The following is a 24,586-nucleotide window of genomic DNA, read 5'->3' on the forward strand; positions in this document are numbered from 1 at the left end:
GGCAAATGTTTGGGAAGACATGTTCTCGAGGACATGCTCTTGCGTTCATGTCTCGAGGTTGGGCCTTGCGGCATGAAGCGTCGTTCTTGACTCCAGGACCTGCGTCCTTCCGGCCGGGGATATGCGGCCTGGTCGTCGGTCGCGCTCGGGACCGGCGCGGGCGCGTGAAGTGACAGGGTCGAGGCCTGTGGGATGCGTCGGCGGGCCGGCCGTGGCATGATCTCATGTCATGCCCAGGTTGATTCCTGTCGTAGCGCTCGGGTTGTGGTTCACGTCCTGCGGTCCCGGTGCGGCCGGGACGAGCGGAACCGAGAGCGCGGGCGAATCGACGAGCGAGGCGTCGACGGCGACCGCGGGTCCACCGACGAGCACGTCATCGAGCGAGAGCACGTCGCTGCCGGGCTCCGACAGCTCCGAGCCGGAGAGCGACACGGACACCCATCCGTGGTGCAACTGCCTGATCGGCGCGCAGCGAGAGTGCGAGGTGTGCGGCGGGAGGGCGTGCAGACCTGCGATTGGTACGACGCGGATGCGTGCGACTACGGTCCGTGCGAGCTGGTCGACGAGGAAGATCCATGCCCGGCCGGCCAGGAGTGTGTGGGCGAGTACTGTGAGTGGTTGCAGCCGCTTCGGGCCTGCGAACGTCAGGCGATGACCTCGTCGGAGCTGACGTTCGCGGGTCCGGCGTCGACGGTGGCGCTGGCCGACTTCGATGACGACGGCGTGCTCGATCTGCTGGCGGCGCTGCCGGACGACGCGGTCGTCGAGCTGCGGTTCGGCGACGGCGCGGGCGGGTTCGGCCCAGGGGCGGTGTTTCCGACCGGGATGTCCTCCGGGGCCTCGCGGATGGCGATCGCGGACCTGAACGGGGACGGGCGGCCGGATGTGGTGTCGACGGCCCCGTCCGCGGTGGGCGAGCTGAGCCTCGTCGTGAATCAGGGCGGTGTGTTCGCGGCGCCGCTGGTGTCGACGCTGGGCGTGGAGCCGCAGCAATTGTTCGCCGGCGACTTCGACGGCGACGGTCTCGTCGACGTGCTGGCGCGCAGTACGCCGGTCCTGGCCGAGCTGGCTTTCCGGACAGGTGACGGGATGGGCGGGGTCGGTCCCGAGGTCGTGCTCGACGAGTCGGCGGTCGCGGTGTTTCCGATCGGCGCCGGGAAGGTCGCGGGCGGTCAGCAGGTCGACATCGTGTCGACGGCGCACGACCCACAGGGGGCGGAGATCCTCGAGCTGGTGGATGGGGCCTTGAAGCGGGTGGCGACCATCACGGGCCACGGCGAGGTGCGCTATCAAGAGGTGTCGGTCGGCGACATCGACGGCGACGGGACCGAGGACGTCGCGCTCTACCGCGAGATCCCCAGCCTGGCGATGGTGCGGGCGTGGGCGCAGGGGATGAACGAGGAGCTGTCGCTGCCCTGGAAGGGCCAGCCCGGGCCGATCGCGGACGTCGACGGCGACGGACGCGGCGACCTGCTCATCGCCACGGCGGGGCCGCCCGGCCTGGGGGTGGTGTACTTCGCGGCGTCGTGCGTGCAGGACTACACGCTGGCGAACGCGACGAGCGAGGCCGGGCTGGCGAGCGGCGACATCGACGGCGACGGCAAGGCCGACGTGGTCGTTGCGACGGTCGGCTCGTCGCAGGCGATCGTCCTGCGGACGGGGCCATGACAATTCATGGTGTGTCTTCAAGGGCATGTCTGCATGGACATGTCCTCAAGATTGCACAAGGTCGCGGCGGTACATGACGTCGGTGCGCAGGACGTGCTTGACGCCGCGCTCGACGGGGGCGCCCTGGTGGGCGATCGGGTGGTCGAACACGAGCGCCATGCCGCGCTCGGGGACGACGCGGACGATCTCGCCGCCGTGGTCGAAGTCGGTGCTGCCGCCGGTGAAGTCGGCGTCGAGGTAGAGCATGACCGTGAGCAGGCTCTGCTCGTCGGGGCCGCGGCGGAAGGCGCCGTCGTGGTGCCAGCGGAAGTACTGGCGGCGCTCGTAGCGGTAGAAGCGGAACCGCTCGTTGAGACCGACGGCCTGCCAGTGGTGACGGCGCGCGGGCACGAACGGGGCCAGCCGCTGCCATAAAGCGCGGGCGCGGTCGACGTCGTCGAGGATCACCCGGGTGTTGTTGCGGATCTCCGGGGCCATGACGAAGCCGCGGCTGGTGGTGATCGGGGCCGCCTCGAAGCCGATGCCCTGCGCGAGCCGCAGCCAGTCGGCGCACTCGTCGGGCGCGAGGAAGTCGCGGACGGTGAAGACCCGGTCGGGGATGATGGTGGTCGGGGTCGCGGTGTGCATGCCGGGACTGTGCGGCCCGGGCGCCCGCTCGACGAGGATCGCAGCCGGGCAGGACCGGGCAAGACCGGCTACGATGGCGCTCCGGCCGTGCTCCGCTTCAACCACGAGCTGCTCGCGCGGGTCCGCACCGAGCTGAACCTGACCCAAGAGGCAGCGGCGGCGGCGGCCGGGGTCGATGTCCGCACGTACCGGCGCTACGAGTCGGGGGCGGTCAACGAGGCGGCGGAGGGCTTCGTGGTCCGCAACGCGAGCCGGCGACGGCTGCTGGGGGCGCTCAGTCGCGAGCTGGGGATCGCCGAGAGCGAGCTGGTGATCGCGGCAGAGGCGACGGTTCAGGAGGCGGCGTTCGAAGGTTGGCGGCCGTGCCACGCGCACGCTGCCGCGGGCGCGCCACTTCGTCGGCCGCGAGGAGGCGCTGGCGCTGCTGCGGGCGCCGGGGCGCGGGGTGATCGCGGTGGTGGCGATCGGCGGGGCGGGCAAGACGGCGCTGGTGGAGCGGTTCGTGGCGGGCCTGGGCGAGGGACCGCTCGCGGGCGGGCTGCTGGTGTGGAGCTTTTATGATGACACGCGGGTGGAGGCGTTCTTCGCGGCGGCGACGAAGTACTTCGCCGGCGGGGCGGAGGTGCCGGCCGGGGAGCGGCCGCAGGCGCTGCAGGAGGCGCTCGCCGCCGGGCCGCCGCACGTGGTGGTGCTCGACGGGCTCGAGGTGCTGCAGGGCAGCGGGCTCGATGACTCGACGTACGGGCGGATCGGCGACGGGGCGCTGCGGCGGCTGTTGATGAGCGCGGCGCGCGGGCTTGGGGCGGCGCGCGTGGTGCTGACGACGCGGTTCGAACCGAGCGACCTGCAGGCGTGGGACGGGGCGGGGCTGACGACGCTGCGCCTCGGCGGGCTGTCGCCGGCGGAGGGCTCGACGCTGCTCGAGCGCTGGGGGCTGGCGGCGGGGACGTCGCTGCGGCCGCTGGTGGAGAAGGTCGGCGGACACGCGCTGTCGGTGGCGATGCTCGGGTCGTACGCGGGGACGTTCCTCGACGGCGACGGGGCGCGAGCCCAGGCGATCGCGCTCGAGCCGGCGGCGCGCGACGACGTGCAGGCGCGCCGCTTGCTGGCGGTGCTGGCCGCGTACGCGCGCGCTGGCGCCGGAGGAGCGCGATCTGGTGGCCCGCCTGGCGCTGTTCCCTGCCGGGGCGGAGGTCGAATTGCTGGCTCGCCTGGCGGCGGCCGGAGGAGCGGTCGCAGGAGCACTGGCGGGGCTCTCTGCGGCGCAGATCGGGCCGATCGTGGCGCGGCTCGAGCGGCTGGGGCTGGTCGCTCGCGCGGCGCCGCGGCGCTACACGGCCCACCCGTTCGTGGCGGAGTACTTCCGCTCGCTGCTCGCGGGGCCGCCGGCGGCGATCCACGAGGTCGAGCGCGAGCACCTGATCGCGCGGCTCGATGTCCACGGGCCGGGGCCGCACGCGGAGGCGCGGCTCGACACGTACGAGGCGCTGCTGATGCACACGCTGCGCGCGGGTCGGACGGGCGAGGCGGCGTCGATCTACTTCCGCAGCCTGGGCGGGTTCTCGCACCTGGGGCTGCAGCTCGGGGCGATGAGCCGCGGGGCCCGGATCGTGCGCGCGTTCGCGGAGGGCGGCGATCCGGCGCGCATGGCGATCGCGCTCGAGTCGGGCCGGCGGGCGCGGCTGGTGTACGACTGGGGGCTCTACGCGGGGGCGCTCGGCGATCTGGCGCAGGCGAGCCGCTGCTACCGGATCCACGGGGCGCTGGTGCGCGAGGCCGGCAACCTGGAAGGATTGACGACGAGCCTGCGCGCGCTGGCCTACACGGAGCGGCTGGCGGGCGCGCTGACCGAGGCGCTGCAGCTGTGCGAGGCGGCGGCAGAGGTGGCGATCCGCGCGGAGGCGCCGGGGGACGCGGCGCGGGCGCTGGCGCTGCGGGCCCGCGTGTTGCACGACCTCGGGCGCGTGGAGGCGGCGGAGGCGGGGTTCGCCGAGGCGCGGGCGCTCGGCGATCGACCGTTCGCGCGCCGCTCGTTCTGGGCGGCCGAGCACGCGCTGGCGCTGGGCCGGGTGGCGGCGGCGCGGGCGGAGATCGAGGGCAACCTCGCGGGGCTGCACGAGCTCGGCTGGGCGGGCCACCGCGCGCACGCGGAGACGATCCTCGGCGCGCTGGCGCTGGCCGGCGAGGAGCCAGATCCGGACCGCGCCGGCGACCACCTGCAGCGCGCGCGCACGTGGACGACCGCGACCGGCGAGGTCGAGGTGGTGCTGCGCTGCCACGTCCTGGAGGCGCAGATCTGCCTGGCCGAGCGGCGCTTCGTCGACGCGGAGCGGGCGATCCGCAGCGGCCTGGTGCTGGCCGAGACCTGCGGCTTCGGCCTGTTCGTGATCGATCTAAGAATCGGCGCTGACGCGGGCGCTGGCGGCGGGCCGCGGGGTGGACGAGGCGGCCGCGCAGGCGCTGGCCGTCGCGCAGGCGCGACCGAGCTATGCGTGGGGGTTGGCTGATGCGCTGCACCTGGCGGGATCGGCGACCACGGGTGCCGAGGCGCGGGGATTGCTGGCGCAGGCGCAGACGCTGCGCGCGGCGCTGCAGCACCCGCAGCTGGCGGCGACGCAGGCCGCGCTGGCTCGGGCCGAGCGCTGATGAGATGTCCCCGGGGACATGTCGTGCCATTCGTGCGATGGCGCGGTGGATGTCCCCGGAGACAGGTGTTATGAACGAGCGCGCGCCGCCCGGCGGACGGCGAGCCCGGTGACCGCCGCTCAGCCGCGGAAGCCCGACGACGGGCTGCGCCGCCGGCGGACGTCCTTCGACGCGGGCTGCCGGCTCGGGGCCGACTCGCGCCGGCGCTCGGACTTGGCAGGCGCGGGGCCCGGACGCGCGGCCGGGGCGCCGCCGAGGCTCCAGGAGAGCGGGCCGGTGTGCTCGCGCGCAGGCCGCGGCGCCGGGTCGGGCTGCGGTTCAGGGGTGGTGAGGTCGGGGTTGGACTTGGGAGCGAAGGAGATTCGAGGCATGGACGCGATCCTACGAGCCTGTCCGAAAGGACAGACGTGACGAGCCCGCGCGCCGGTGGCGGGAAATGGAGACATGACGACGCGGCCCGGCGCGCGCCCCTCAGCGGGCGCGACGGACGACGAGGACCCGCGGTCGCGTGATTCACCGGACGGTGAATCCGCGGCTCCGCGGCCTCGCGCGGCGCACAGGCGCTCGCGCGAGGAGCATCGTCCTCCGAGTACCGAGAGCCCCGGCGTGCCGAAGAATGGTCGCATGCGCGACCCGCAACCGCTCGTTGGCGCAATGGCCGCAGAGCGGGAGAAATCGACACTGGCCGCGGCTGGCGACCCCGGTGGGGCGCCGCGTCGGTGTGCTCGAAGACTCGCGGATCAGATACGCATGGCTGACCCCATCGCTGGGGCCGAGACGACATTACTCGCGCCCCGGGGGGCTGTCAAGGCGCGGACCGCAGCGAGCCGAACCGGAATGCGTGTCGCTCGCGGGCCGACCCGTCACGCGCCGGCACGTGAGTGAACACTGCCATTTTAATGGGTGCTCGCAGTGACCGATGGCGACTGGGCCGGGCACCTCGGGATCAGGATTTTGCGAGGAGGGGCGAATGGCCAGCGTAGGTGATCGATTCAAGACAGGGGAGACGTGCGCGGCGAGCGGGGTGTACGGCTTCGATGGTTACACGAACGGCGCTTCGGTGCCGCCGCCGACGCAAGAAGAGCGAGTGATCTCGCTGCAGCGAGGCGACGCGTTTCCGCCGATCCGCTCGTGCAATCGCGGGGCGTATTGGAGGTTGCACCGCCTACACTAGTCACTGCACATCGGGCCAGGTCGTCATCGTCGCTGGCCGCTCCGCTGGCGCTCGTGATAGAGTCCGGGCGCTGGTGGAGGGATGCCGATGACGATCGGGTGGATCGCAGGTTCCACGGCAAGCGGCTGCCGCGGGAGATCGAGTGGCGGTGGGCGGCCCGCGGAGGGGCGAGGGGCGCGACGCGTGCTGCCGGCGGTGATGTTCGGCGCGGTGGCTCTCGGCGGGGTCGTGGTGGCCGAGCGCGGGGTGCAAGGGCGGCGGCTTTCGGACGTGGGGTTCCGCTGCGCGCCGGACCTGGCTGCGGAGACAGATCCATGATGCATGGTCTCGTGAATGGTGTGATCGCGGTGGTCGTCGGCGCCAACCCGGCGGCCGATCCGTTCGCCGGTGAGGTCGCTGCGCCGGTGGTCGATCGCTCGCGCATCGACGTGCCGTCGGCGGATGGGCCGGAGTGGGAGGCGCCGCCGCCTCCGCTGCCGCCGCCGCCTCCGGCACCGCTGCCGCCGCAGGCCGACGTCGCGTGGAGCGAGCCGGCATACGTCGATTCGCCGGCGCGGCCCGAGGTGGTGCGGCGCGAGCCGGAGCCCGAGCCCGAGTCGGTCCCGGTCGACGACGGCAAGCCGCTGATCAAGGGCGGCCTGGTGGTGCTCGGGTGCGCGGCGGCGTCGGCGGCCGGCAGCCTGTATTCGTGGCACTTGCACGGCCAGAGCGAGGAGCGGCTGGCGGTGGCCGAGGTGAACAACGAGGCGGCGCAGATGTTCGGCCTGCCGCTCGAGGACACGAGCGGCCTGCGCGGCGAGGTGCGGCTCTATCGCGGCCGGTCGATCGGGCTGGCGGTGACTGCAGGGGTGCTGCTGATCACGGGCGGCAGCGTGGCGCTCGCGGGGGTCCGCAAGCGCAACCGGGCGCGGAACCTGGTGATTCGGCCGACGGGTGGTCTCGGCCTGGAGGTGAAGTTCTGATGTGGCGGCTCGATCGCTGGTTCTTGGGGTGCATCGCCGCGACGGTCCTGAGCTTGCCCGCGCTGGCGGCCTCGCCCGCGCCGTGCCCGGACGGTGCGAGCTGGCACGGGCAGGCGCCGCCGCACGGCAGCGAGTATTTCTGCGGCAAGACGCGGCCCGACGGCCAGGTCGTGCGTCACGGCTGGGGGGTGTCGTATCACCCGGTCTCCGGCGTCAAGCTCGAGGAGTGTGAATACCGCGACGGCGCGCGCGATGGTCGGTGTACGTTCTTCGACGAGCGCGGCGATCGCAGCGAGCGCGGCACGTACGCGGCGGGGGTGCGCACGGGGCAATGGTGGTACTGGTCGTTGCCTTCGCCGCAGGGGCGGGTTTACGAGCTGGGGCTCACGCCCGGAGCGCCCGAGGCCGCGGTGGCGCGGCGCGGGCTGGTCGAGGGGTTCTTCGGCGAGCTCGGGGCCGAGCCGAAAGAAGCGACGGCGCTGACCGAGGCGGTGCTGAGCTATGTCGACAAGGGCGGCGAGCGGCGGCAGGTGTGCGGGCCGCATCTGTGCGTCGGGCCGGGGCGGATCGCCGCCGAGCCGATCTTCGTCGACCTCGGCGCGACCGCCGAACAGGCGCAGCGCGACCGCAAGCTGCTCGCGCAGCACGAGGCGCGGGCTCGCGTGCGGAAGGCCGAGGAGGCGCGGGCGGTCCGTGCGGCAGAGGCGAAGCTCGCGGCGGAGCGGCGCCGAGTGGAGCGCGAGCGGCGTCGCGTGGAGCGCGAGGAGGCCTATGAGGATTACGAGGAGGAGCCCGAGCAGGGCTGCTGTCGATATTGCTCGACCGGCAAGCCGTGCGGGGACTCCTGCATCGCTCGCAACAAGACTTGCCGCAAGGGGCGGGGCTGTGCCTGTTGACCGCGGCCTTCGATCATCAGAAGAGGCGGTAGCGGTGCGGGTCGACGTCGCTGCGCACCGTGAGCTGCGGGAGGTGGTCCGCGGCGAGGTTGTGGACCATGAGCGCGGCGCGAGCGGTGTCGAAGGCGGTGGCGAGGCTGTCGCGCTGGGCGAGGGCGCGGTAGAGCTGGACCGCGAATTGGCGGGCGGCCTCGTCGGGGACCTCGCCGCGCATGCCGACGACGGCGTCGACGTGGGGGCGCAGGGCGTTGGCGAGGATGGCGCTGTAGCAGCAGTTGAGGACGACGAGGCGCGGGCGCCACGGCCGGGCGGCGATGAGTTTGGCGAGGGCCGCGGGGGCGACGGGATGGGCGCCGCCGTCGGCGGTCTGCAGCAGCAGCGCGCCGTTCGTGCCGCCGTGGCCGGCGAAGTGGAGGATGTCGGGCGAGGCGTCGACCAGGGTGTCGAGCAGGTCGTCGGGGCCGGCGCCCCAGGTCGACTGGAAGTGGAAGCGGGCCGCGGTGCCGCGCAGCTTGTCCTCGATGCTCTTCGCCTCCTCGGCGAGGCGCAGCGGGGGCAAGATCTGCGGGTTCGCGGCGACGAAGGCGATGAGCAGCCGGTTCGAATCGGGGGCAGGAGCGCTCGCGCTGCCGGCCTGAAAGTGGCGGCGGAGCTTGTCGATGTCCGGGCGGAAGCGCGGGCGCTCGCGCTCGAGCAGGGCGAACAGCTCGGCGTCGATCAGGCCCTGGCGCTGCAGGGCGTTGCACAGATGCATGCACAGCTCGGCGTGCGACAGCGAGTCGCCGGGCAGCTGCGGACTGACGCCCTCCCAGTGGTAGAGCGCGAGCTGCCGCAGCTCGAGCTGCTGAAGCGGTCGAGCAGGATTGATGCAGCGGGTAGATCGACGGTTTGTTCATGACGGCGGGGCGGCGGCCAGGACGGTGAAGGCGAAGACCTCGACGCAGGTCCCGTGGTCACCTCGGTGCGGGGTGCCGGCGGGGCGGGGCGACTCGAAGCTCCACAGGGCGTGTCGGTGCGGGGTGGCGAGGACGACGAGGCGCTCGTGGCGATGTTCGTCGGGAGCGAGCGGGCGGCGCGGGAGGAGCACGCCGCGGGGGACGCGGGCGAAGGGGCGGGCGCCGAGGACGTGGGTGGTGGCCGGCGGGAGCTCGATGCCCATCGATTCGGAGCGGGACAGCAGCGCGGCTTCGCCGTCGTCGGCGAGCCAGAACACGCTGACGAAGCGGCGGGCGTCGGCGGCGTTCTCGAGGCGGACGAAGATTGCAGAGGTGTCGGCGAGCTCGGCTCCGCGGGGCGATAAGGGTTCGCACGCGCCGGCGTGCACGCGGCCCCAGCTGGCCCTGATGGTGAGAGCGCCGAGGTCGCCGGCGCCGAGGTGCTGCAGGCGGGCGCTGCGGGCCAGGCGCTGGAGGACGGCCAGGGCGCCGGCGAGGTCGCTCGCGGGCAGAGGGGCGCAGGCGTCGGCGGGGTGGACGACGATCGCGGTGTCGCTGCACTCGAGGGTGGCGAGGACGTCGCCGCCGGCGGGGTCGATCTCCCAGCCTGCTCGTCGCAGGGCGGGCGCGGCGGTGCGCGCGGCCGGGCCGGTGAGGGCGATGCCGCCGTGGCCGCGGAGGCGCAGCGGGTGGGCGTATGCGGCTGGCCCGAGGGACAGGTGGAGCGGGGAGGATGAGACTGGCCGGAGGGACAGGTCGGGCGGGAGAGCCGAGCTGTCGGGGCTGCCTGTCCCGAGGGACATGTCTCCGGGAGCTGTTATGATGCCTGTCCCGGGGGACATGTCGGGGGGCGCGGGTGTAGGACGGCGTGGTCCGGGGCGAGGGCGTCGACGTGACACACTCGTTGATTTTTAAAAGGAATGTCGACGAGGAAGAGGTCGCCTCGGCGCACGCCGTGCTGCTGACCGGCTTCGAGGATGATGCGGTCGCCGTCGCGTCGCACCGGGACGGCGCCGGGCGGCAGGGCCTCGGCGAGGCTGAAGACGCGACGCCGGACCGGGCCGGACAGGCGCGGCTGCTGTCGCAGGCCGGCGAGGACGAGTCGGCGCTCGATGCCGGCGAACAGGGCGATCCACGAGGGGGCGTCGCCGGCCGCGGCGAGCTCGGCGAGCAAGGCGGAGGTGAGGGCGCTGCGCTCGTCGGGCGCCCAGGCGCGGCCGTTGATGCCGGCGGCCGCGAGCCGCACGACGTCGGGGTGCGCCTCGACGTCCAGCGCGTCGATCTCCGGTTGATGGGCGGCGCGCCAGGCGATGAAGGCGGCCAGCCGGCGGTCGCTGATGGCGTCGCCGCGGCAGTCGCTGCGGACCAGGGTGCCCGAGTGGCAACAATCGAGGATCGCCGTGACGTTGCGGGTCTTGCCGGCCAGACGCGCGCACCACAGCGAGAGCTCGAGGTCGAAGAGGGCGTCCTCGGCGGCGTCGGCGGTGGCGATGAAGTAAGACAGGCGGGCAGGGCCGGGGCAGGCGGCCCGCGGGTCGTGCTCGGCGTTGACGAAGGCGCTGCCGTGGCCGGTGAGGTAGAGGAGCACGGGGTCGTCGGCGGTGCAGCGGTCGACCAGCGCGGCGAGGGCAAGACGGATGGCAGGCAAGGTGGCGCGCGGGAGGACGACGGGCTCGCCTCGGCGAGCCCGCACGAGGCGGGCCATTCCCGCGAGGTCGCGGTCGACGCCCGCGAGCCCCTGCGTCGGAGCGCCGATCAGGAGGGCCTGCACGAGGTCATGGTAGCACGGGCGGCCGGACCCCCGGCGAGCTTTCGCGCCGATGCATCGGTGGTGATCGATCGGCCGAGTTCCGAGCACTACGGTCACAGCATGTCCACCGACAGCGCCGACGGGTCCGCCAGGGCCCCCGCCACATCGAGGCGGAGCTCGCGGACACGCTGCGGGTGCTCGAGCTGGCGGACGGCTCGCCGAGGCTTCTTCCTCGGCCCGTAGATGCATCGCACCCGCTGCCGCCAGGGACCCAGATCGATCGATTCACGACGCTCGGGCATCTCGGGAAAGGCGGACAGGCGGACGTGTACGCCGTGTACGACCCGAAGCTCGACCGCAAGGTGGCGCTGAAGCTGATCCGCCTCGGGCCCGAGCATCGCAAGGCGGTGCAAAACGCCCGACTTCTGCGCGAGGCGAAGGCGCTGGCGAGGCTCGAGCATCCGAACGTGGTCCGAGTGCATGACGCCGGGACGTTTCAGGGCGCAGCCTACCTGGTGATGGAGATCAAGCCGGGCGAGTCGCTGCGCGACTGGTTCAAGGAGCGGCGGCGTTGGCAGGAGATCCTGGACAAGTTCGTGGCGGCTGGCCGCGGGCTGCAAGCGGCTCACCAGGAAGGAATCGTCCACCGCGACTTCAAGCCCGACAACGTGTTCATCGACAAACACGTCGGGGCGGTCCTCGGCGACTTCGGGTTCGCGTTCGTGGCCGACGAGCCGCTGAGTAATTCGGAGGAGACGCAATCGGAGTCGGGCCCCGCCAGTGAGAACCGTCCACCCCTCACGGAGGATGGGCACCGCCTGGGTACGCCGGGGTACATCGCCCCGGAGTGTGAGCGGGGCGGCCGTGCGACGGCACACAGTGATCAGTACAGCTTCTGCGTCTCGTTGTGCGAGGCGCTGTTCGACAGACTGGCGCGGCCCGGGGTGGAGCTGCGGTCGCGCCGTTGGGACGGCGAGCCGCCGGCGTCGCTGGTGCGGGCGCTGTGGCGCGGGCTGGCGGAAGATCCAAATGCCCGGTTTCCCGACATGGCAGCGTTGCTGGCGGCGTTGACCGCCCGCCCGCAGCGACGGCTGACGATCGCGGTCAGCGCAGCCGCGGTCGCCGTGATCCTCGGCGGGGCCTGGGCGGCGTACGCGGCGGGCCCCGATCCCTGCGTGAATGAAGGCAAGGAGCAGGTCGCGGCCGTCTGGAGCGATCCTCGCGCCGCCGCCGTGGCGGCCGCAGTCACCGGCGTCGAGCTGCCGTTCGCCGAGCGGGCCAGTGATTCGCTGCAGAGCTTCGCCGACGGTTACAGCGAGCGCTGGGTCGATGCCCACACGGCGATGTGTGCCGCCCCGAACGAGGCGAAGCGGACCTGTCTCGATCGGCAGCTCGGGCGATTCGACGAATTGCTAAAACTGTACGAAGGACCCGATCCGCAGAGTGTCACGCGTATGATCGATGTCCTCGGCAGCCTCGACGAGCCTGCGGAGTGCGAGCGGCCCGGCGCGCCGATGCAGGCCGACACGCCGGAGTGGTTGCGCGACTTCCTCGACCGGCTGGAGCTGCAGATCGTCGCGGGCGACTTCGCAAGGGCGACCGCCAGCGTCGCCGTGGCGCTGGACGCCAGCCATGGGTACGCGGCGGCGCACGCCCGAGCGCTCCATCTCTCGGGCTGGCTCGATGCGTCCTCGGCCTCGTCTCGGGCCGCGATCGATCGACTGGAAGATGCGGCCAAGCAGGCGGCAAAGGTCGGCGACTTCGACACCTTCGCACGTGCGGCGACCTACCAGCTCAAGAGTCTGGTCAACGACCTCGGTAAACACGACGAGGCGGCGCAGAAGGCCACGTATATCCAGACGACGATGGACCATGTGCAGGCGGAGTCGTTGATCCGTCGCCGCTTCGAGGCGGAGTTCGAAGAGGCCGAAGGGCTGCGGCTGGAGGGGCAGAGCGACCACGAGAAGGCGGTCACCCATCACACGCGGGCGCTCGCGCTGCGCGAGGAACTGTTGGGCGAGGAGCATCCGACGACCGCAAAGTCGCACCACAGCCTCGGCGTGAGTCGTTCGGGCCTCTCGCGGGAGTCGAGCGGTCGGGAGCGCGACGTGCAGTTCGACCTGGCCCGCGAGCACTACGTGCAGGCTGTGCAGATCCGAGGGGCCCAGCTCGGCGAGGCGCACCCGCAGACGCTCGAGAGCGTGGCCGGGCTGGCGGAGGCCGAATGCACGTACATGCGGGACTTTGCCGAGAGCGACCCGCGCGCGCTCGACGAGTGCATCGCCGATCTCGAGCGGACGGCCGACATCTACCGTGACGGCGGGTGGGACCCGCGCGCGGTGCACCGTCGCAGCCTGGCATACGCCAACTTTGCGATCGACGGGGGTGCCTCGAATGTGCCGAGCGCTCGGTCGACCAGGTGCTCGCGGGCATGGAGACGCTGTCGGAGATCGATCCACGAGAGCGCGCCGACGCGTGGGCGATGCGGGCCAAGATCGCGTTCGAGCGCGAGGACTTCGCGGCGGCGCATGAGGCGTTACTCGCCGGCGCGGCGGTGTTCGAGGCCGCCGGCGACCGCAGCTGGATCTACGGGCGTCAGCTCGGCAACGCAGCGGCCGCCGCCGTCAACCTCGGACGTCCCGAAGCGGCGGTTCATCTGCTCTTGGAGCGTCGCGCGAACCTGAGGGACGCAGATTGTCGAGCTCGCCAGGATTATGCCGACGAGCTGGAGCTCCTCGCGCGGACCCTCGTCGACGAAGTCGAGCTTCCTCCAGGGGTCGAAGAATTACGCCAGGCGGCGGTCGAGCTGCGCCGGAATTGTTCATAGCTCTCGACAACCCCGGCTCAGGAACCGATTCCACGCGACTATCTACGGCCAGAAGAACATCGAATCATTCGCAGCCCTCTCTTTCAGCAAGGACGCAACATGACCACCACACCGACCACATTGAACGTGATCTTCACCGCTCCCGGGAACCCCGACCTGAACGAGGACCAGGCCACGCTGTCGTTCGGCAGCGCCGGCTCGAACCAGCTCGAGGTCGCCTGCGGGACCTTCGTCTACGTGCAGCACCCGGCGGGGCAGACCCTTCGGCTCGAGTCTCCGGCCTTGACGAGCAACAGCACCAGCCAGCACCTGTCGTTCCTGCTGCCCGACCGCGAGACCGAGACGACCGTCGTCCTGGTCGCCGAGACCACCGGCACGGCGGCGAAGATCCGGGTCGATACCAAGAAGGAGCCGACCAAGCCGGACCCCGTGCGGCGCGTGGCCTTCGGGGTCTAGCGGCCCCCGCGAGAATTTTCAGACCGGGGGTGATCGTTCGCCCCCGGCCGGCGCACCACGCTCCTGGACGGCCTCCGCGCCGTCCAGGAGCTGCGCGATGCTCGCAACGACGACGACGACGACCGAGACTCGAACCCCCGTGGCCGACGACGACCGCCCCCTCTTCGACGCCTGGTGCGCCGGCGATCCGCGCGCGGGTAACGTCCTGGCCAAGCGCCACTACGCCCGGCTGCGGCGGTTCTTCCTCAGCAAGGACGAGTCGCACTACCAGGACCTCACCAACCGGACCTTCCTCGAGTGCATCAAGTCGCGGCAGAACTTCCGCGGCGAGTGCAGCTTCCGCGGCTACCTGTTCGCGATCGCCTATCGCGTCCTCTGTCGCCACCTGCAGGAGCGCAAGCGCAAGGACTTCGAATCGTTCGACCCGGAGGTGCACGCCGTCGTCGACACCGGCCTGCCGGCGATGTCCTCGTACGTGTTCGCCAACCAGCAGGCGCGCATGCTGTTCGAGTGCCTGCGGCGGCTCACCATCAACGCCCAGACGGTGCTCGAGCTGCGCTACTGGGCCGATCTCACGGAGCCGGAGATCCAGGAGGTGCTCAAGCTGAAGTCGCGCGAGACGGTGGCCGGGCGCCTGCGCGTGGCCAAGGAGGCGCTGCGGCGCGAGTGGGCGCGGGTGCAGCCCGGGCAGGTGCTGCAGGACGCCGACTTCGACGCGTGGATGCGGGAGATCCGCCAACACGTCGACGACAAGAACCCGAAGAAGCTGTGAGTCAGTGGAAGACGACCCGGCCGGAGCCGGTGACGCGGGTGTGGCGGTCGTCGGGCGAGCCCCACACGTGAATGTCGCCGGAGCCGGTCAGCTCGGCGTCGACGAGCTCGCTGGTGTGGAGCTCGAGGCCGCCGGAGCCGGTGCTGCGGGCCTGGGCGGTCTCGGCCAGCAGCTCGCGGGCATGGATGCTGCCCGAACCGGTGTTGACGAACACGACGTCGTCGATCGTGCCGGCCAGGTGGACGCTGCCGGAGCCGGTCGAGGTCACGTCGGCGTGCGTCACCGTCAGCGCCTCGACGGTGATCGAGCCCGAGCCTTCTTGGTGGATCTCGGTCAGCTCGGTGACGTCGCCGAGCGTGAGGATCGCGCCGGAGCCGCTGTTCGACACGGCGCGCAGGTGCTCGACCTCGACCTCGACGCGGCAGCCAGCGCGCGGGTGGAGCCCGTACAGCCCGGCCCGGTCGATGCGCAGCGCCCCATTTTTGACCACGGTCTCGACGCGATCCAGCAGGTTGGCGTCGCACACCACGCGCACCGCGTCGGCCTCGCCGAGGGCGATCTCGACGTCGAGCGCGCTGTCGTTGACGACCGCGTCGAAGCCGGCGAGCGAGCGCTCGTCGACTGCGAGCTCGCCGTCGCCGATGGCCATAAAGCAGCCCCCGGCGACCAGCGCGAACGGGAGCGCCAGCGAGGCGGCGAGGCGGGAGCGGAGACAGGTGTGGCGGGCGAGGCGAGGCATGGCGATGCAACACCGCGCGGGCCGAGGGGTGTCACCGGCGTAGTGATGGGCGAAAGCGCGCGGCCGACGGGCGGTCAATGACGATAGAGCGACGACGGCCGCTCGCGGCAATGCGGGGCTCGCGGTATTGGTGGCAGCCGCACGAATCATGACAGTCGGTTCGCTCATCGGCGGTCGTGAGGAAAAGCCCGCGGGCTCGACGGATGCGAGGTTCTCGGGGATGATGCGGGGTCCTCGCGCCATGACCGGAGCTCCCGCCGTCGAATGTGATGTCGCTGTCGTCGGTTGCGGGCCCGTGGGGGCGGTGGCGGCCAACTTCCTCGGCATGGCGGGGCTGTCGTGCGTGGTGCTCGAGCGCGAGGCGGTCGAGCACGGCCAGCCGCGGGCGTTCAGCTGCGACGACGAGGCGCTGCGGATCTACCAGCAGATCGGCCTGGTCGACCGCCTGCTCGCGGACATGGTCACGGCGGACCAGGTCGACTACACGGGCGTGGCCGGGCGTCAGTTCGCGCAGATCCGGTTCGCCCGCGTCGACTTCGGCTCGGGCTACAGCCCGCTGCACTTCTTCCACCAGCCGACGCTCGAGGCGACCCTGCGCGCGGGCATGGGCCGCTTCCCGACGGTGTCGCTGCGCCTCGGCTGCGCGGTGACGGGGCTGCGGGCCGAGGCCGAGGCGGTGACGCTGTCGCTGCGCGGCGCGACCGGGCCCGCGACGCTGACCGCCCGCTACGTGCTCGGCTGCGACGGAGCGCGCAGCACGATCCGCCGGCTGCTCGGGGTCTCGATGCGCGGCGCTCGCTGCGACGAGCCGTGGCTGGCGATCTCGGGCTTCGCCGAGCCGGGGGCGCTGCGCGTGGCCAACACCCGCTTCGTGTGCGACCCGGCGCGGCCGGCGTTCGTCAGCCTCGGGCCGGCCGGCGGGGTCCGCATCGAGAGCCGGATCCTCCGCGGCGAAGATCCGGCGGCGCTCGAGCGGCCCGAGGCGGTGCGCACATTCGTGGCCCCGTTCGTCGACCCCGACCGCTATCGCATCACCCGCGCGGTGACCTATCGCTTCGGCAAGCACGTGGCCGAGCGCTGGCAGGTCGGTCGCGTGTTCCTGCTCGGCGACGCGGCCCACCAGATGCCGCCGTTCATGGGCCAGGGGCTGTGCTCGGGCCTGCGCGACGTCGCCAACCTGACGTGGAAGCTGGCTGCAGTGCTGACCGGGGTTGCTCACCCGAAGCTGCTGACGACCTACGAGGTCGAGCGGCGGGCGCACACGCAGGCGATGATCGACCTCAGCGCGCGCATGGGCCAGGTGTTCTTGACGGTCGCGCCGCGCCTGGCGGCCGCCCGCGACGCCGTGCTCCGCGCGCTGCAGCGGGTCGCGTGGATCCGCCGCTTCATCGGCGACCTCGAGTTCAAGCCGCCGCCGCTGCACCGCGCCGGCTTCATCGCCGGCGGCCGCAGGCCGCGTAACGGCGCCCAGGGCACGTATTTCCCGCAGGTCGGCGGCGAGGCCGGCCGCTCGGACGAGCTCCTCGGGCCGGGCTTCGCGGTCGTCGGGCTCGAGGTCGATCCGCGGACGGTCGACCGAGACGGTCTTCTAGAAAATCTGCGCCCGCGCTTCGTCCGCGTGCGCGCGGCCGCGGGCGCGAGCGAGCCGGGGCTCGTGGACGTGGTCGACGCGAGTGGCCGGCTGACGGCGTGGTTCCGCCGCCATCGCGCAGCGCTGGCGATCGTCCGGCCGGATCGCCACGTGTTCGCGGGCGGTCCGGCGCACGCGGCGGCCAGCCTCGGCCGCGCGCTGGCCGACGCGCTGCGCGACCCGCCGGGGTAGTCGCGGGTGATCTCGAGGACATGATCCAGAGGCCATGTTCCATCGGACATGGACTTGAGAGCATGCCCACAAAGACATGGCGTTCAATCGCGCGGCGGGACCACGGCGACGGGGCAGGCGGCCAGGCCGGCGAGGGCGGAGGCGGTGCTGCTGAGGAAGAAGCGGGCCGGCAGGCCGAGGCGGCGCGAGCCGACGACCACGAGGGCGGCGTCGCGGGCCTCGGCGAGGTCGGCGAGCTCGAGCACCGGGTCGCCGTGGCGGAGGTGTCGCGGCGCGGTGGCGAGGCCCTGCGCGGCCGCCCAGCGCTCGGTGTCCTGCGCGACCTCGGCGCGGTAGGCGTCGCGCGCCCGCTGCCACACCGGGTCGCGGACCTCGTCGTCCTCCTCGTAAAAATCTTCGCCGACGTGGACGACCTCGAGGTCGCGGCCGACGCGAGCCGCGAGGTCGCGGGCGAACAGGGCGGCGTCGTCGCTGGCGGGCCCGAGGTCGGTGGCGAGGAGGATCGGGCCGGCCGCGACGCGGACGAGCGTGGGCGGGACGACGACCACCGGCGCGGGCAGCTGGCGCAGCAGTCGGCGCGCGACCGGGCCGAGGCGGGACAGGGCGCGGCGCGGGTGCGCGGCGACGCGGCCGACGATCAGGCCGGCCGCGCCGAAGGCCATGCGAGCGAGCCCGGCCTCGGCGGTCTCCGCCTCTTCGGTGACGATCCGCTCGGGCGGGCGGCAGCCGAGCGCCTGCGCCGCGCGAGCCGCCGCGGCGCGCAGGTCGGCCTCGACGTCGCCGCGGATGTAGGGCCGGCTCCACGCCTCGAGCACGTAGGCGCCGACCACCGATTCGCCGGCGGCGCCGAGCCAGCCGGCGAACGCGAGGGCGCCGCGGCTGCGGTCGCGCAGGTCGAGGGCGACGATCCATGAGTTTGCTGTCGACGATGTCATCGCTGGGTTTGCCGTCAGCTTATCACGCGACCCGCGGCGGCGGAGCGGGGTCGTGACATTGCGGCGCGTGTGATCGATCGGGGACGCCCGGGTCGGGTGACGTCGCGGCGCGCAGGAGTTTCGTGGTCGCCGAACCACGGACAGCTCACCATGAATGGGTATGTCGATCCTCGCCCGCTCCGCCGCTGTCCTGCTCGCTCTGGCCGCCTGCGACATGATCCACGTGGAGTCGCCGCCCAAGCTCGAAGAGAGCAAGCACAACGCCAGCGGCGACCGCGGCGGGCTGTCCGCCTGTTATGACGATTGCGCGGCGCAGGGGCTCGACGCCGGCGACACGGCCATTGCCGCCGCAACTGCGAGATGGCCTTCAAGGTCGCGGCGACGGCCGTCGACCCGGCCTTCGACGCGGCCGCCAGGTGCCTGCACGAGTGCGGTGATTCGCGGCGGTGCGGCAAGCGGTGCAAGCGAAGGGCGCGGGCCGCCGACCCGGCGGTGACCGACGAATCGCTCGACCGGCTGTCGGGCTGCGTCGACGCCTGCCACGCCGACCGCGAGCTCGGCGACGGCGATCGCTGGACCTGCGTCCGCAACTGCGCGCAGTCGGCCAAGCACGGCGAGTCGCCGCAGTGACGCGGCTCAGCGCCGCCGCGGGCTGTCGAGCGGGGCGAGCGGGAGGGCCACGCGGAACAGCGAGCGGCCGGGGGCGCTGTCGACGTCGATCGTGCCGCCGTGGTCGGTGACGATGCGGTGGGTGATCGACAGGCCGAGGCCGGTGCCCTGCGGCTTGCTAGAGTAGAAGGCGTCGAAGATCGGCGTGTCGGGGGCGACGCCGGGGCCGTCGTCCTCGACCTCGAGGGTGACCGTGCGCGGCTGACGACGGGCGCGCACGACCACGTTGCCGCCGCCGTTCGGCGCCAGCGCCTCGATCGCGTTGCAGGCGAGGTTGAGCAGCACCTGCTCGAGCTTGGCGCGGTCGGCCCGCAGCTCGATGGGGGCGATCGGCACGTCGAGGCGCACGAGGACCTTGCCCTCGCCGGCCTGGGCGGCCACCAGCTCGGCGACGCGCTCGAGCAGTGGTTGCACGCACACCGACTCGAGCCGGAGCGGGCGCGGGCGGGCGAACTCGAGGAACTCGGTGACGAGCGCGCCCAGGCGCTTCATCTCGTCGCCGACGACGGTCACCGACTCGAACACGCGCGGGCTGGTGTCGCCGCGGCGGAGCGCGCGCTCGAGGCGGGTGAGGTGGAGCTGCGCGCCGTTGAGGGGGTTGCGGATCTCGTGGGCCAGGCCGGCGGCGAGGGTGCCGATCGCGGCGAGCTTCTCCTGCTGCTGGGTGCGAGCGAGCAGGGCGGTCTCGTCGGTGGAGTCGATGCCGAGGGCGAACACCGCGACCTCGTCGCCCTCCGCGGGCGCGTAGGTGAGGCGCCAGCGGACCACCCGCGTGCGGCCGCTGCGGGTCTGCACGGTCGTCTCGAGCGGAGGCTCGTCGTCGTCGTCGCCGGCGGCGCGCGGCTCGGGGCTCGTGCGGTGGAGCTCGGCGAAGCGCGCCAGTCGCTCGCGCAGGCGCAGGCCGTCGCCGCGGTCGTCGATGTGCAGCGCGGCGACGAACGAGCGCCCGAGCACCTCGTCGCGCTGGTGGCCGGTGGCGCGCTCGGCCTCGCGGTTGAACAGGCGCACGCAGCCGTCGACGTCGAGCCCGACGATCAGCACGCGGGCCAGCTCGACCGCGTTGATGTAGCGGTGCTCGGTCCGCGCGAGCGAGCGACCGAGCGCCTGCTTCTCGAGCCGCTCGACCTGCTGGATGCGGGCGACGAAGTCGTCGCGGTAGCTCTCGAGCATGACCGCCAGCTCGAGGTCGAGGAGCCGCGAGACCGCGGCGACGGTGCGCGGGCCGTCGCTCGGCGAGGCCTCGGCGAGCGCCACCAGCGAGCCGCGGATCCGGGCCATCGCGGTGAACATGTAGCGCTGCGGCAGGCCGACCTTGACGTGGACGCGGCCGATCGTGACGATGCCCTGGTAGTAGGCCTCGTCGTACACGCCGCCGAACAGGCGCCCGAGCCAGCGGATCAGCGAGCGGTGCAGGCGGGCGATCTGGGCCTCGCCGGTGAACACCGCGTGGGCCTCCTCGTGCAGACGGATCCGCTCGTAGAATTCGCGGGCGATCCGCTCGAAGTGCGGCGCGGCCAGCTCGTGCGCCGCACGCAGGTATTCGGCGTCCTCGGCGGTGAAGCCGATGTAGCGCTTGAGCTCCTCGAACCGCGTCTCGAGGGTCTGCATCGCCAGGCCCGGAGCTCTGGGATGTACACGCGACGATCGAGGCCGACAAGCGGCGCTGCCGGTGCGTCGCGCTCGCGGCGCTGCCGGTCTCGGAGACGATCGCGGCGTGGTGGTACCTCACGCGGCGACGTCAGGGCCGCCGTGCACGAGCAGCGGCGGCCCTCTACCCGCTCGCTGTGACGGCCGTGTTACAGGCGCGTCGCCGGTGCGCAAAATGCGCGAGCAAGCGATGGACTCGCCGGCAGAGGCCGGCTAGGTTCCCGCGCGGAGAAGCACCATGGCTCTGCAGGACGTCATCCGTTGGCTCCTTCCGCGGGAGGATGTGTTTTACGGGCTCATCGAGCGCCAGAGCGAGCTGCTCGAGCAAGCGGCCCGCGCGCTCGCCGACTTCGCGCGCGGCGTGCCGGCCGAGCGGGTGCGCGAGACCGTGCAGGAGCTCGAGCATCAGGCGGACGCGATCGTCTACGAGATCGAGGAGCAGCTGGCGCGCGTGTTCGTGACGCCGATCGATCGCGAAGACATCCAGCTGCTCGCGGCCTCGATCGACGACATCGTCGACCTGATCAACCTGACCGGCCGCACCTTCGAGCTGTACGCGGTGCCCGAGCCGTCGCCGCCGATGATCGAGCTGATGAACATCCTGGTGGTGATGGCCGAGCTGCTCAAGGCCGAGCTGCCGGCGCTGCGGCGCCACGAGTACGCCAAGCTGATCGCGGTCGGCCGGGTGATCAAGCAGCACGAGAAGGAGGCCGACCGGATCTTCCGCAACGCCGTCGGGCAGCTGTTCCACGACCCGGCGATCGACGCCAAGGTGCTGCTGCGCGACAAGGAGGTCCTGGAGGACCTCGAGAAGGCGATCGACAAGTGCGAGACGGTCGCCGAACGCCTCAAGAACCTGGCGGTGAAACATGGTTAGCATGCTGACGCTGCTGATCCTGGTGATCGTGGTCGCGCTGGTGTTCGACTACATCAACGGCTTCCACGACGCCGCCAACGCGATCGCCACCGTCGTCTCGACCGGGGTGCTGCCGGTCCGCACCGCGGTCATCCTCGCCGGCATCCTCAACTTCGTCGGCGCGATCACAGGCACCGCGGTGGCCAAGACGATCGCCTCCGGCTTCGCCGAGCCGATGATCGTCACCCAGGTGGTGGTGCTGGCGGCGCTGATCGGCGCCTGCATCTGGAACCTGCTGACGTGGTGGTACGGCATCCCGTCGAGCTCGTCGCACGCGCTGATCGGCGGGCTCGCCGGCGCGGTGGTGGCTCACGCCGGCATGTCGGCCTTCAACTGGGGCACGCTGATCGACAAGGTGCTGATCCCGCTGGTGCTGTCGCCGCTGGCCGGCTTCACGATCGCGTTCCTGTTCATGATCGCGCTGCTGTGGGTGGTGCGAGCGTTCAAGCCGGTGACGGTCCAGCGCGGCTCGCGGCGGCTGCAGCTGGTCTCGGCATGCATGATGGCGTTCTCGCACGGCTCGAACGACGCCCAGAAGGCGATGGGCATCATCACCCTGGCGCTGGTGTCGTTCATGGCCGCCGGCTACACCGGCCTGCCGGCGTCGATGCTGCCGGTCGACAAGGGCGTGCCGACGTGGGTGGTGTTCTCGTGCGCGGCGGCGATCGGCCTCGGCACGATGGCGGGCGGCAAGCGCATCATCAAGACGATGGGCGCGAAGATCATCCGCATCACGCCGCTCCAGGGCTTCGCCGCCGAGACGGCCGGGACGGCGACGATCCTCACCGCCAGCGCGATGGGCGTGCCGGTGTCGACGACGCACTGCATCAGCGCGTGCATCATGGGCGTAGGCGCGAGCAAGCGCCTGTCCGCGGTCCGCTGGGGCGTGGCCGGCAACATCGTGCTGGCGTGGGTGCTGACGATCCCGGCCAGCGCCGGCTTCGCGTTCCTGTCGCTGTACGGGCTGCGCGCGATCTTCGGCGACAACGCCTGAGTCTTGCTTCGAGGTGTGGAGGGAGGCGGGTCCGCGCGTAGGCGCGCGGGGCCGCCTCCTCGACTGTTTGGGTCGACCGTGCGAGCCTCCCGCTGAGCAAGTAGGAGGCGCGATGACGGACGATCTCGGGGACCGGATGAAGATGTACGAGATGGCAGAGGCGGGCCGGAAGTGCATGCCGCTGCTGCCGATCGTCGCTCGCATCGACGGTCGGTCATTTTCAAAGTTCACGCACGGGCTCGAGCGGCCGTTCGATCGCCGGCTGTCGCAGCTGATGATCGAGACGGTGAAATTCCTGGTGCGCGAGACGAACGCGGTGTGCGGCTACACGCAGTCCGACGAGATCACGTTGGCCTGGTACACGCCGACGTTCGACAGCCAGATCATCTTCGACGGGCGTATTTCAGAACTGGTGTCGGTGCTGGCGAGCCTGACGACCGCGTATTTTAATAGGCGGCTGCCGGAGTTCTTGCCGGGCGAGTACGGCGAGAAGCTGCCGCACTTCGACGCGCGGGTGTGGAACCTGCCTTCGCTCGAGGAGGCGGCGAACACATTCCTGTGGCGCGAGTTCGACGCGGTCAAGAACTCGGTCGCGATGGCGGCGCGGGCCCACTACAGCCACAAGCAGCTCGACAACAAGAACGGCGCCGAGATGCAGGCGATGCTGCGCGACAAGGGGGTCGAGTGGAACGATTATCCCGACTTCTTCAAGCGCGGGACGTACGTGCAGCGGCGGAAGTCGCTGCGCAAGTTCGACGCGGAGGAATTGGAGAAACTGCCGCCGATGCACGAGGCGCGGAGGAACCCCGAGCTGATGATCGAGCGGACGGACTACGTGGCGCTGGAGCTGCCGCCGCTCGGGAAGGTGCGCAATCGCGTGGCGGTGCTTTTCGAGGGGGCGGAGCCCGATTGATTGCGTAGGATGACAGCGGCGGGCGCGGCGGGTAGGATGCGTGGATGGTCTCGTTGCCCGCCGATCACGAGGTAAGGATGTCTCGCGCCCGCCTGTCCCTCGCCGGGCTGTCGGTGGGGGATGCGCTCGGGGAGCGCTTCTTCGGCCGCGACTCGGTAGTCGAGCGGGCCATCGCCGAGCGCACCGAGCCGCCAGGGCCGTGGAGCTGGACCGACGACACTGCGATGGCGCTGTCGATCGTGGCGACGCTCGAGCGGTTCGGAGACGTCGACGCGGACTTCCTCGCGCGAGCGTTCGCGCGGCGCTACGAGCTCGAGCCGCAGCGCGGGTACGGCGGGACGGCGCACGAGATTCTGGCGGATATCGCGTCCGGCAAGCCGTGGCGCGAGGTGTCGGGGGCCGTGTTCGGCGGGGAAGGATCGATGGGCAACGGGGCTGCGATGCGCGTGGCGCCGATCGGGGCGTACTTCGCCGATGACCTGGAGAGGGTGATCGCGGCTGCCAGGACTTCGGCGTTGCCGACGCACGCGAACGCGGACGCGCAGGCGGGGGCGATCGCGGTCGCAGTGGCTGCGGCGCTGGCGTGGCAGATGCGCGAGGCGCCGGACGGGGAGCGGCTGTTGGCGACGGTGGTCGAGCACACGCCCGAAGGGCTCACGCGGCATGGGCTGGTGCAGGCGATCGAGCTGCGCGCGCAGGGAGTGCCGAGCACGGTGGCGGCGAAGCGGCTCGGGAGCGGGTACCGGGTGTTGGCGTGGGATACGGTGCCGTTCGCGCTGCTTTGTGCTTCGCGGCATTTGGATAGTTATGAAGAGGCGTTCTGGGAGACGGTGGCGGGGCTCGGGGATCGTGATACGACGTGCGCGATGGTTGGCGGGGTGGTGGCGATGAGCGTGGGGGAGGTTGGGATTCCGGGGCGGTGGGTGGAGGCGCGTGAGGCGTTGCTGTGAGGCGACCAGTCTGTCCAAGCCTATTGGCTGGACATGGCTGCAAGGATGGTTGCCTCCTGGCAGAGAAGGTACTGTTGCAGAACAAGTAGTTCATCATGTGCAGTATCCTTGTGCGCGCAGGGAGTGCGGGCACGACGGCGTGACACAACCGTTCCTCTATCGTCGGTCGAGGTCAGGGCAGCGGATATCGACGACGAGGGACATCGGCGTATCGCCGGCGTCGAAGGCTTAGGCCGTGACCCTGGGGTGGTGATGTCGCTGTAGCGCTGCCGCGTTGGGTTAGATAGA

Annotated in this window: 26 protein-coding genes; 16 read left to right on the forward strand and 10 right to left on the reverse strand. The window is 71.7% G+C overall.

Annotated features, from left to right (window positions below; all coding sequences use genetic code 11):
• Nucleotides 1–222: 222 nt before the first annotated feature.
• Nucleotides 223–438: a hypothetical protein gene (locus OV079_RS42055; RefSeq protein WP_267775353.1), complete on the reverse strand. Its 216-nt coding sequence runs from the start codon at nt 436–438 to the stop codon at nt 223–225.
• Nucleotides 439–486: 48 nt separating this feature from the next.
• Between OV079_RS42055 and OV079_RS42060 the strand changes: the two genes are divergently transcribed.
• Nucleotides 487–1,668 carry an FG-GAP repeat domain-containing protein gene (locus tag OV079_RS42060; RefSeq protein WP_267775354.1) on the forward strand — a complete coding sequence of 394 codons (1,182 nt, stop codon included), beginning with the start codon at nt 487–489 and terminating at the stop codon, nt 1,666–1,668.
• A gap of 45 nt (nt 1,669–1,713) precedes the next feature.
• On the opposite strand, the gene OV079_RS42065 is transcribed toward OV079_RS42060, so the two are convergent.
• The gene (locus OV079_RS42065) at nt 1,714–2,295 is read right to left on the reverse strand and encodes a 2OG-Fe(II) oxygenase family protein (RefSeq protein WP_267775355.1); all 582 of its coding nucleotides are present in this window, start codon (nt 2,293–2,295) and stop codon (nt 1,714–1,716) included.
• Between the two features lie 87 nt (nt 2,296–2,382).
• On the opposite strand from OV079_RS42065, the gene OV079_RS42070 reads away from it, so the two are divergent.
• A complete protein-coding gene (locus OV079_RS42070; RefSeq protein ID WP_267775357.1) occupies nt 2,383–2,856 on the forward strand; it encodes a helix-turn-helix domain-containing protein in 474 nt (157 codons plus the stop codon).
• Here the strand turns inward: OV079_RS42070 and OV079_RS42075 are convergent.
• Nucleotides 2,851–3,540, reverse strand: a complete 690-nt coding sequence (locus OV079_RS42075; protein WP_267775359.1) for a hypothetical protein — start codon at nt 3,538–3,540, stop codon at nt 2,851–2,853. The two genes, OV079_RS42070 and OV079_RS42075, sit on opposite strands and share 6 nt — an antisense overlap.
• Before the next feature lie 35 nt (nt 3,541–3,575).
• Between OV079_RS42075 and OV079_RS42080 the strand changes: the two genes are divergently transcribed.
• Together OV079_RS42080 and OV079_RS42085 are read left to right on the forward strand one after the other, a co-directional pair.
• Complete coding sequence (locus OV079_RS42080; RefSeq protein ID WP_267775360.1) at nt 3,576–4,802, forward strand: hypothetical protein; 1,227 nt, start codon at nt 3,576–3,578, stop codon at nt 4,800–4,802.
• On the forward strand, nt 4,795–4,941 hold the full coding sequence (locus OV079_RS42085) for a hypothetical protein (protein WP_267775362.1): 147 nt from the start codon (nt 4,795–4,797) through the stop codon (nt 4,939–4,941). Before OV079_RS42080 ends, OV079_RS42085 begins: the two co-directional genes overlap by 8 nt.
• Nucleotides 4,942–5,060: 119 nt before the next feature.
• Here OV079_RS42085 and OV079_RS42090 read toward each other — a convergent pair whose 3' ends face one another.
• On the reverse strand, nt 5,061–5,312 hold the full coding sequence (locus OV079_RS42090; RefSeq protein WP_267775364.1) for a hypothetical protein: 252 nt from the start codon (nt 5,310–5,312) through the stop codon (nt 5,061–5,063).
• 599 nt (nt 5,313–5,911) lie between these two features.
• Here OV079_RS42090 and OV079_RS42095 point away from each other — a divergent pair.
• The 3 genes from OV079_RS42095 (at nt 5,912) to OV079_RS42105 (ending at nt 7,973) form a co-directional block, all read left to right on the forward strand.
• The gene (locus OV079_RS42095; RefSeq protein WP_267775365.1) at nt 5,912–6,115 is read left to right on the forward strand and encodes a YjzC family protein; all 204 of its coding nucleotides are present in this window, start codon (nt 5,912–5,914) and stop codon (nt 6,113–6,115) included.
• Nucleotides 6,116–6,429: 314 nt separating this feature from the next.
• Nucleotides 6,430–7,077 carry a hypothetical protein gene (locus OV079_RS42100; protein ID WP_267775367.1) on the forward strand — a complete coding sequence of 216 codons (648 nt, stop codon included), beginning with the start codon at nt 6,430–6,432 and terminating at the stop codon, nt 7,075–7,077.
• Nucleotides 7,077–7,973 carry a toxin-antitoxin system YwqK family antitoxin gene (locus OV079_RS42105; RefSeq protein WP_267775368.1) on the forward strand — a complete coding sequence of 299 codons (897 nt, stop codon included), beginning with the start codon at nt 7,077–7,079 and terminating at the stop codon, nt 7,971–7,973. Before OV079_RS42100 ends, OV079_RS42105 begins: the two co-directional genes overlap by 1 nt.
• 16 nt (nt 7,974–7,989) lie before the next feature.
• Here the strand turns inward: OV079_RS42105 and OV079_RS42110 are convergent, their stop codons facing one another.
• From OV079_RS42110 to OV079_RS42120, 3 genes are all read right to left on the reverse strand, one after another.
• Entirely contained in the window at nt 7,990–8,727 is a 738-nt protein-coding gene (locus OV079_RS42110) for a CHAT domain-containing protein (RefSeq protein WP_267775369.1), read from the reverse strand.
• 138 nt (nt 8,728–8,865) lie between these two features.
• Nucleotides 8,866–9,711 carry a hypothetical protein gene (locus tag OV079_RS42115; RefSeq protein WP_267775370.1) on the reverse strand — a complete coding sequence of 282 codons (846 nt, stop codon included), beginning with the start codon at nt 9,709–9,711 and terminating at the stop codon, nt 8,866–8,868.
• A gap of 14 nt (nt 9,712–9,725) precedes the next feature.
• Nucleotides 9,726–10,679, reverse strand: coding sequence for a caspase family protein (locus tag OV079_RS42120; protein ID WP_267775371.1), 954 nt, complete (start codon nt 10,677–10,679; stop codon nt 9,726–9,728).
• A 173-nt stretch (nt 10,680–10,852) separates the two neighbouring features.
• Between OV079_RS42120 and OV079_RS42125 the strand changes: the two genes are divergently transcribed.
• The 3 genes from OV079_RS42125 (at nt 10,853) to OV079_RS42135 (ending at nt 14,713) form a co-directional block, all read left to right on the forward strand.
• Nucleotides 10,853–13,342, forward strand: coding sequence for a serine/threonine-protein kinase (locus OV079_RS42125; RefSeq protein WP_267775372.1), 2,490 nt, complete (start codon nt 10,853–10,855; stop codon nt 13,340–13,342).
• Between the two features lie 242 nt (nt 13,343–13,584).
• Complete coding sequence (locus tag OV079_RS42130; protein WP_267775373.1) at nt 13,585–13,941, forward strand: hypothetical protein; 357 nt, start codon at nt 13,585–13,587, stop codon at nt 13,939–13,941.
• 97 nt (nt 13,942–14,038) lie between these two features.
• A complete protein-coding gene (locus OV079_RS42135; protein WP_267775374.1) occupies nt 14,039–14,713 on the forward strand; it encodes an RNA polymerase sigma factor in 675 nt (224 codons plus the stop codon).
• A gap of 1 nt (nt 14,714) precedes the next feature.
• On the opposite strand, the gene OV079_RS42140 is transcribed toward OV079_RS42135, so the two are convergent.
• Nucleotides 14,715–15,452 carry a head GIN domain-containing protein gene (locus OV079_RS42140; protein WP_267775375.1) on the reverse strand — a complete coding sequence of 246 codons (738 nt, stop codon included), beginning with the start codon at nt 15,450–15,452 and terminating at the stop codon, nt 14,715–14,717.
• 241 nt (nt 15,453–15,693) lie between these two features.
• On the opposite strand from OV079_RS42140, the gene OV079_RS42145 reads away from it, so the two are divergent.
• Nucleotides 15,694–17,274 (forward strand): bifunctional 3-(3-hydroxy-phenyl)propionate/3-hydroxycinnamic acid hydroxylase, encoded by a 1,581-nt coding sequence (locus tag OV079_RS42145; RefSeq protein WP_267775376.1) that lies wholly within the window; start codon nt 15,694–15,696, stop codon nt 17,272–17,274.
• An 83-nt stretch (nt 17,275–17,357) separates the two neighbouring features.
• Here the strand turns inward: OV079_RS42145 and OV079_RS42150 are convergent, their stop codons facing one another.
• On the reverse strand, nt 17,358–18,209 hold the full coding sequence (locus OV079_RS42150) for a universal stress protein (protein WP_267775377.1): 852 nt from the start codon (nt 18,207–18,209) through the stop codon (nt 17,358–17,360).
• A gap of 360 nt (nt 18,210–18,569) precedes the next feature.
• Between OV079_RS42150 and OV079_RS42155 the strand changes: the two genes are divergently transcribed.
• Nucleotides 18,570–18,839 carry a hypothetical protein gene (locus OV079_RS42155; protein ID WP_267775378.1) on the forward strand — a complete coding sequence of 90 codons (270 nt, stop codon included), beginning with the start codon at nt 18,570–18,572 and terminating at the stop codon, nt 18,837–18,839.
• A gap of 6 nt (nt 18,840–18,845) precedes the next feature.
• Here the strand turns inward: OV079_RS42155 and OV079_RS42160 are convergent, their stop codons facing one another.
• Nucleotides 18,846–20,486 (reverse strand): protoglobin domain-containing protein, encoded by a 1,641-nt coding sequence (locus OV079_RS42160; protein ID WP_267775379.1) that lies wholly within the window; start codon nt 20,484–20,486, stop codon nt 18,846–18,848.
• 277 nt (nt 20,487–20,763) lie between these two features.
• Here OV079_RS42160 and OV079_RS42165 point away from each other — a divergent pair, with 277 nt between their 5' ends.
• The 4 genes from OV079_RS42165 to OV079_RS42180 all read left to right on the forward strand — a co-directional run bounded on the left by OV079_RS42165 (nt 20,764) and on the right by OV079_RS42180 (nt 24,298).
• On the forward strand, nt 20,764–21,402 hold the full coding sequence (locus OV079_RS42165) for a DUF47 domain-containing protein (protein WP_267705273.1): 639 nt from the start codon (nt 20,764–20,766) through the stop codon (nt 21,400–21,402).
• Complete coding sequence (locus OV079_RS42170) at nt 21,395–22,435, forward strand: inorganic phosphate transporter (RefSeq protein ID WP_420829453.1); 1,041 nt, start codon at nt 21,395–21,397, stop codon at nt 22,433–22,435. The genes OV079_RS42165 and OV079_RS42170 overlap by 8 nt, the downstream gene beginning before the upstream one ends.
• A gap of 112 nt (nt 22,436–22,547) precedes the next feature.
• Nucleotides 22,548–23,348 carry a tRNA(His) guanylyltransferase Thg1 family protein gene (locus tag OV079_RS42175; RefSeq protein ID WP_267775381.1) on the forward strand — a complete coding sequence of 267 codons (801 nt, stop codon included), beginning with the start codon at nt 22,548–22,550 and terminating at the stop codon, nt 23,346–23,348.
• A gap of 44 nt (nt 23,349–23,392) precedes the next feature.
• On the forward strand, nt 23,393–24,298 hold the full coding sequence (locus OV079_RS42180) for an ADP-ribosylglycohydrolase family protein (protein WP_267775382.1): 906 nt from the start codon (nt 23,393–23,395) through the stop codon (nt 24,296–24,298).
• Nucleotides 24,299–24,586 lie beyond the last annotated feature (288 nt).

The organism is Nannocystis pusilla (assembly GCF_026626665.1).
GTDB classification, from domain to species: domain Bacteria; phylum Myxococcota_A; class Polyangia; order Nannocystales; family Nannocystaceae; genus Nannocystis; species Nannocystis pusilla.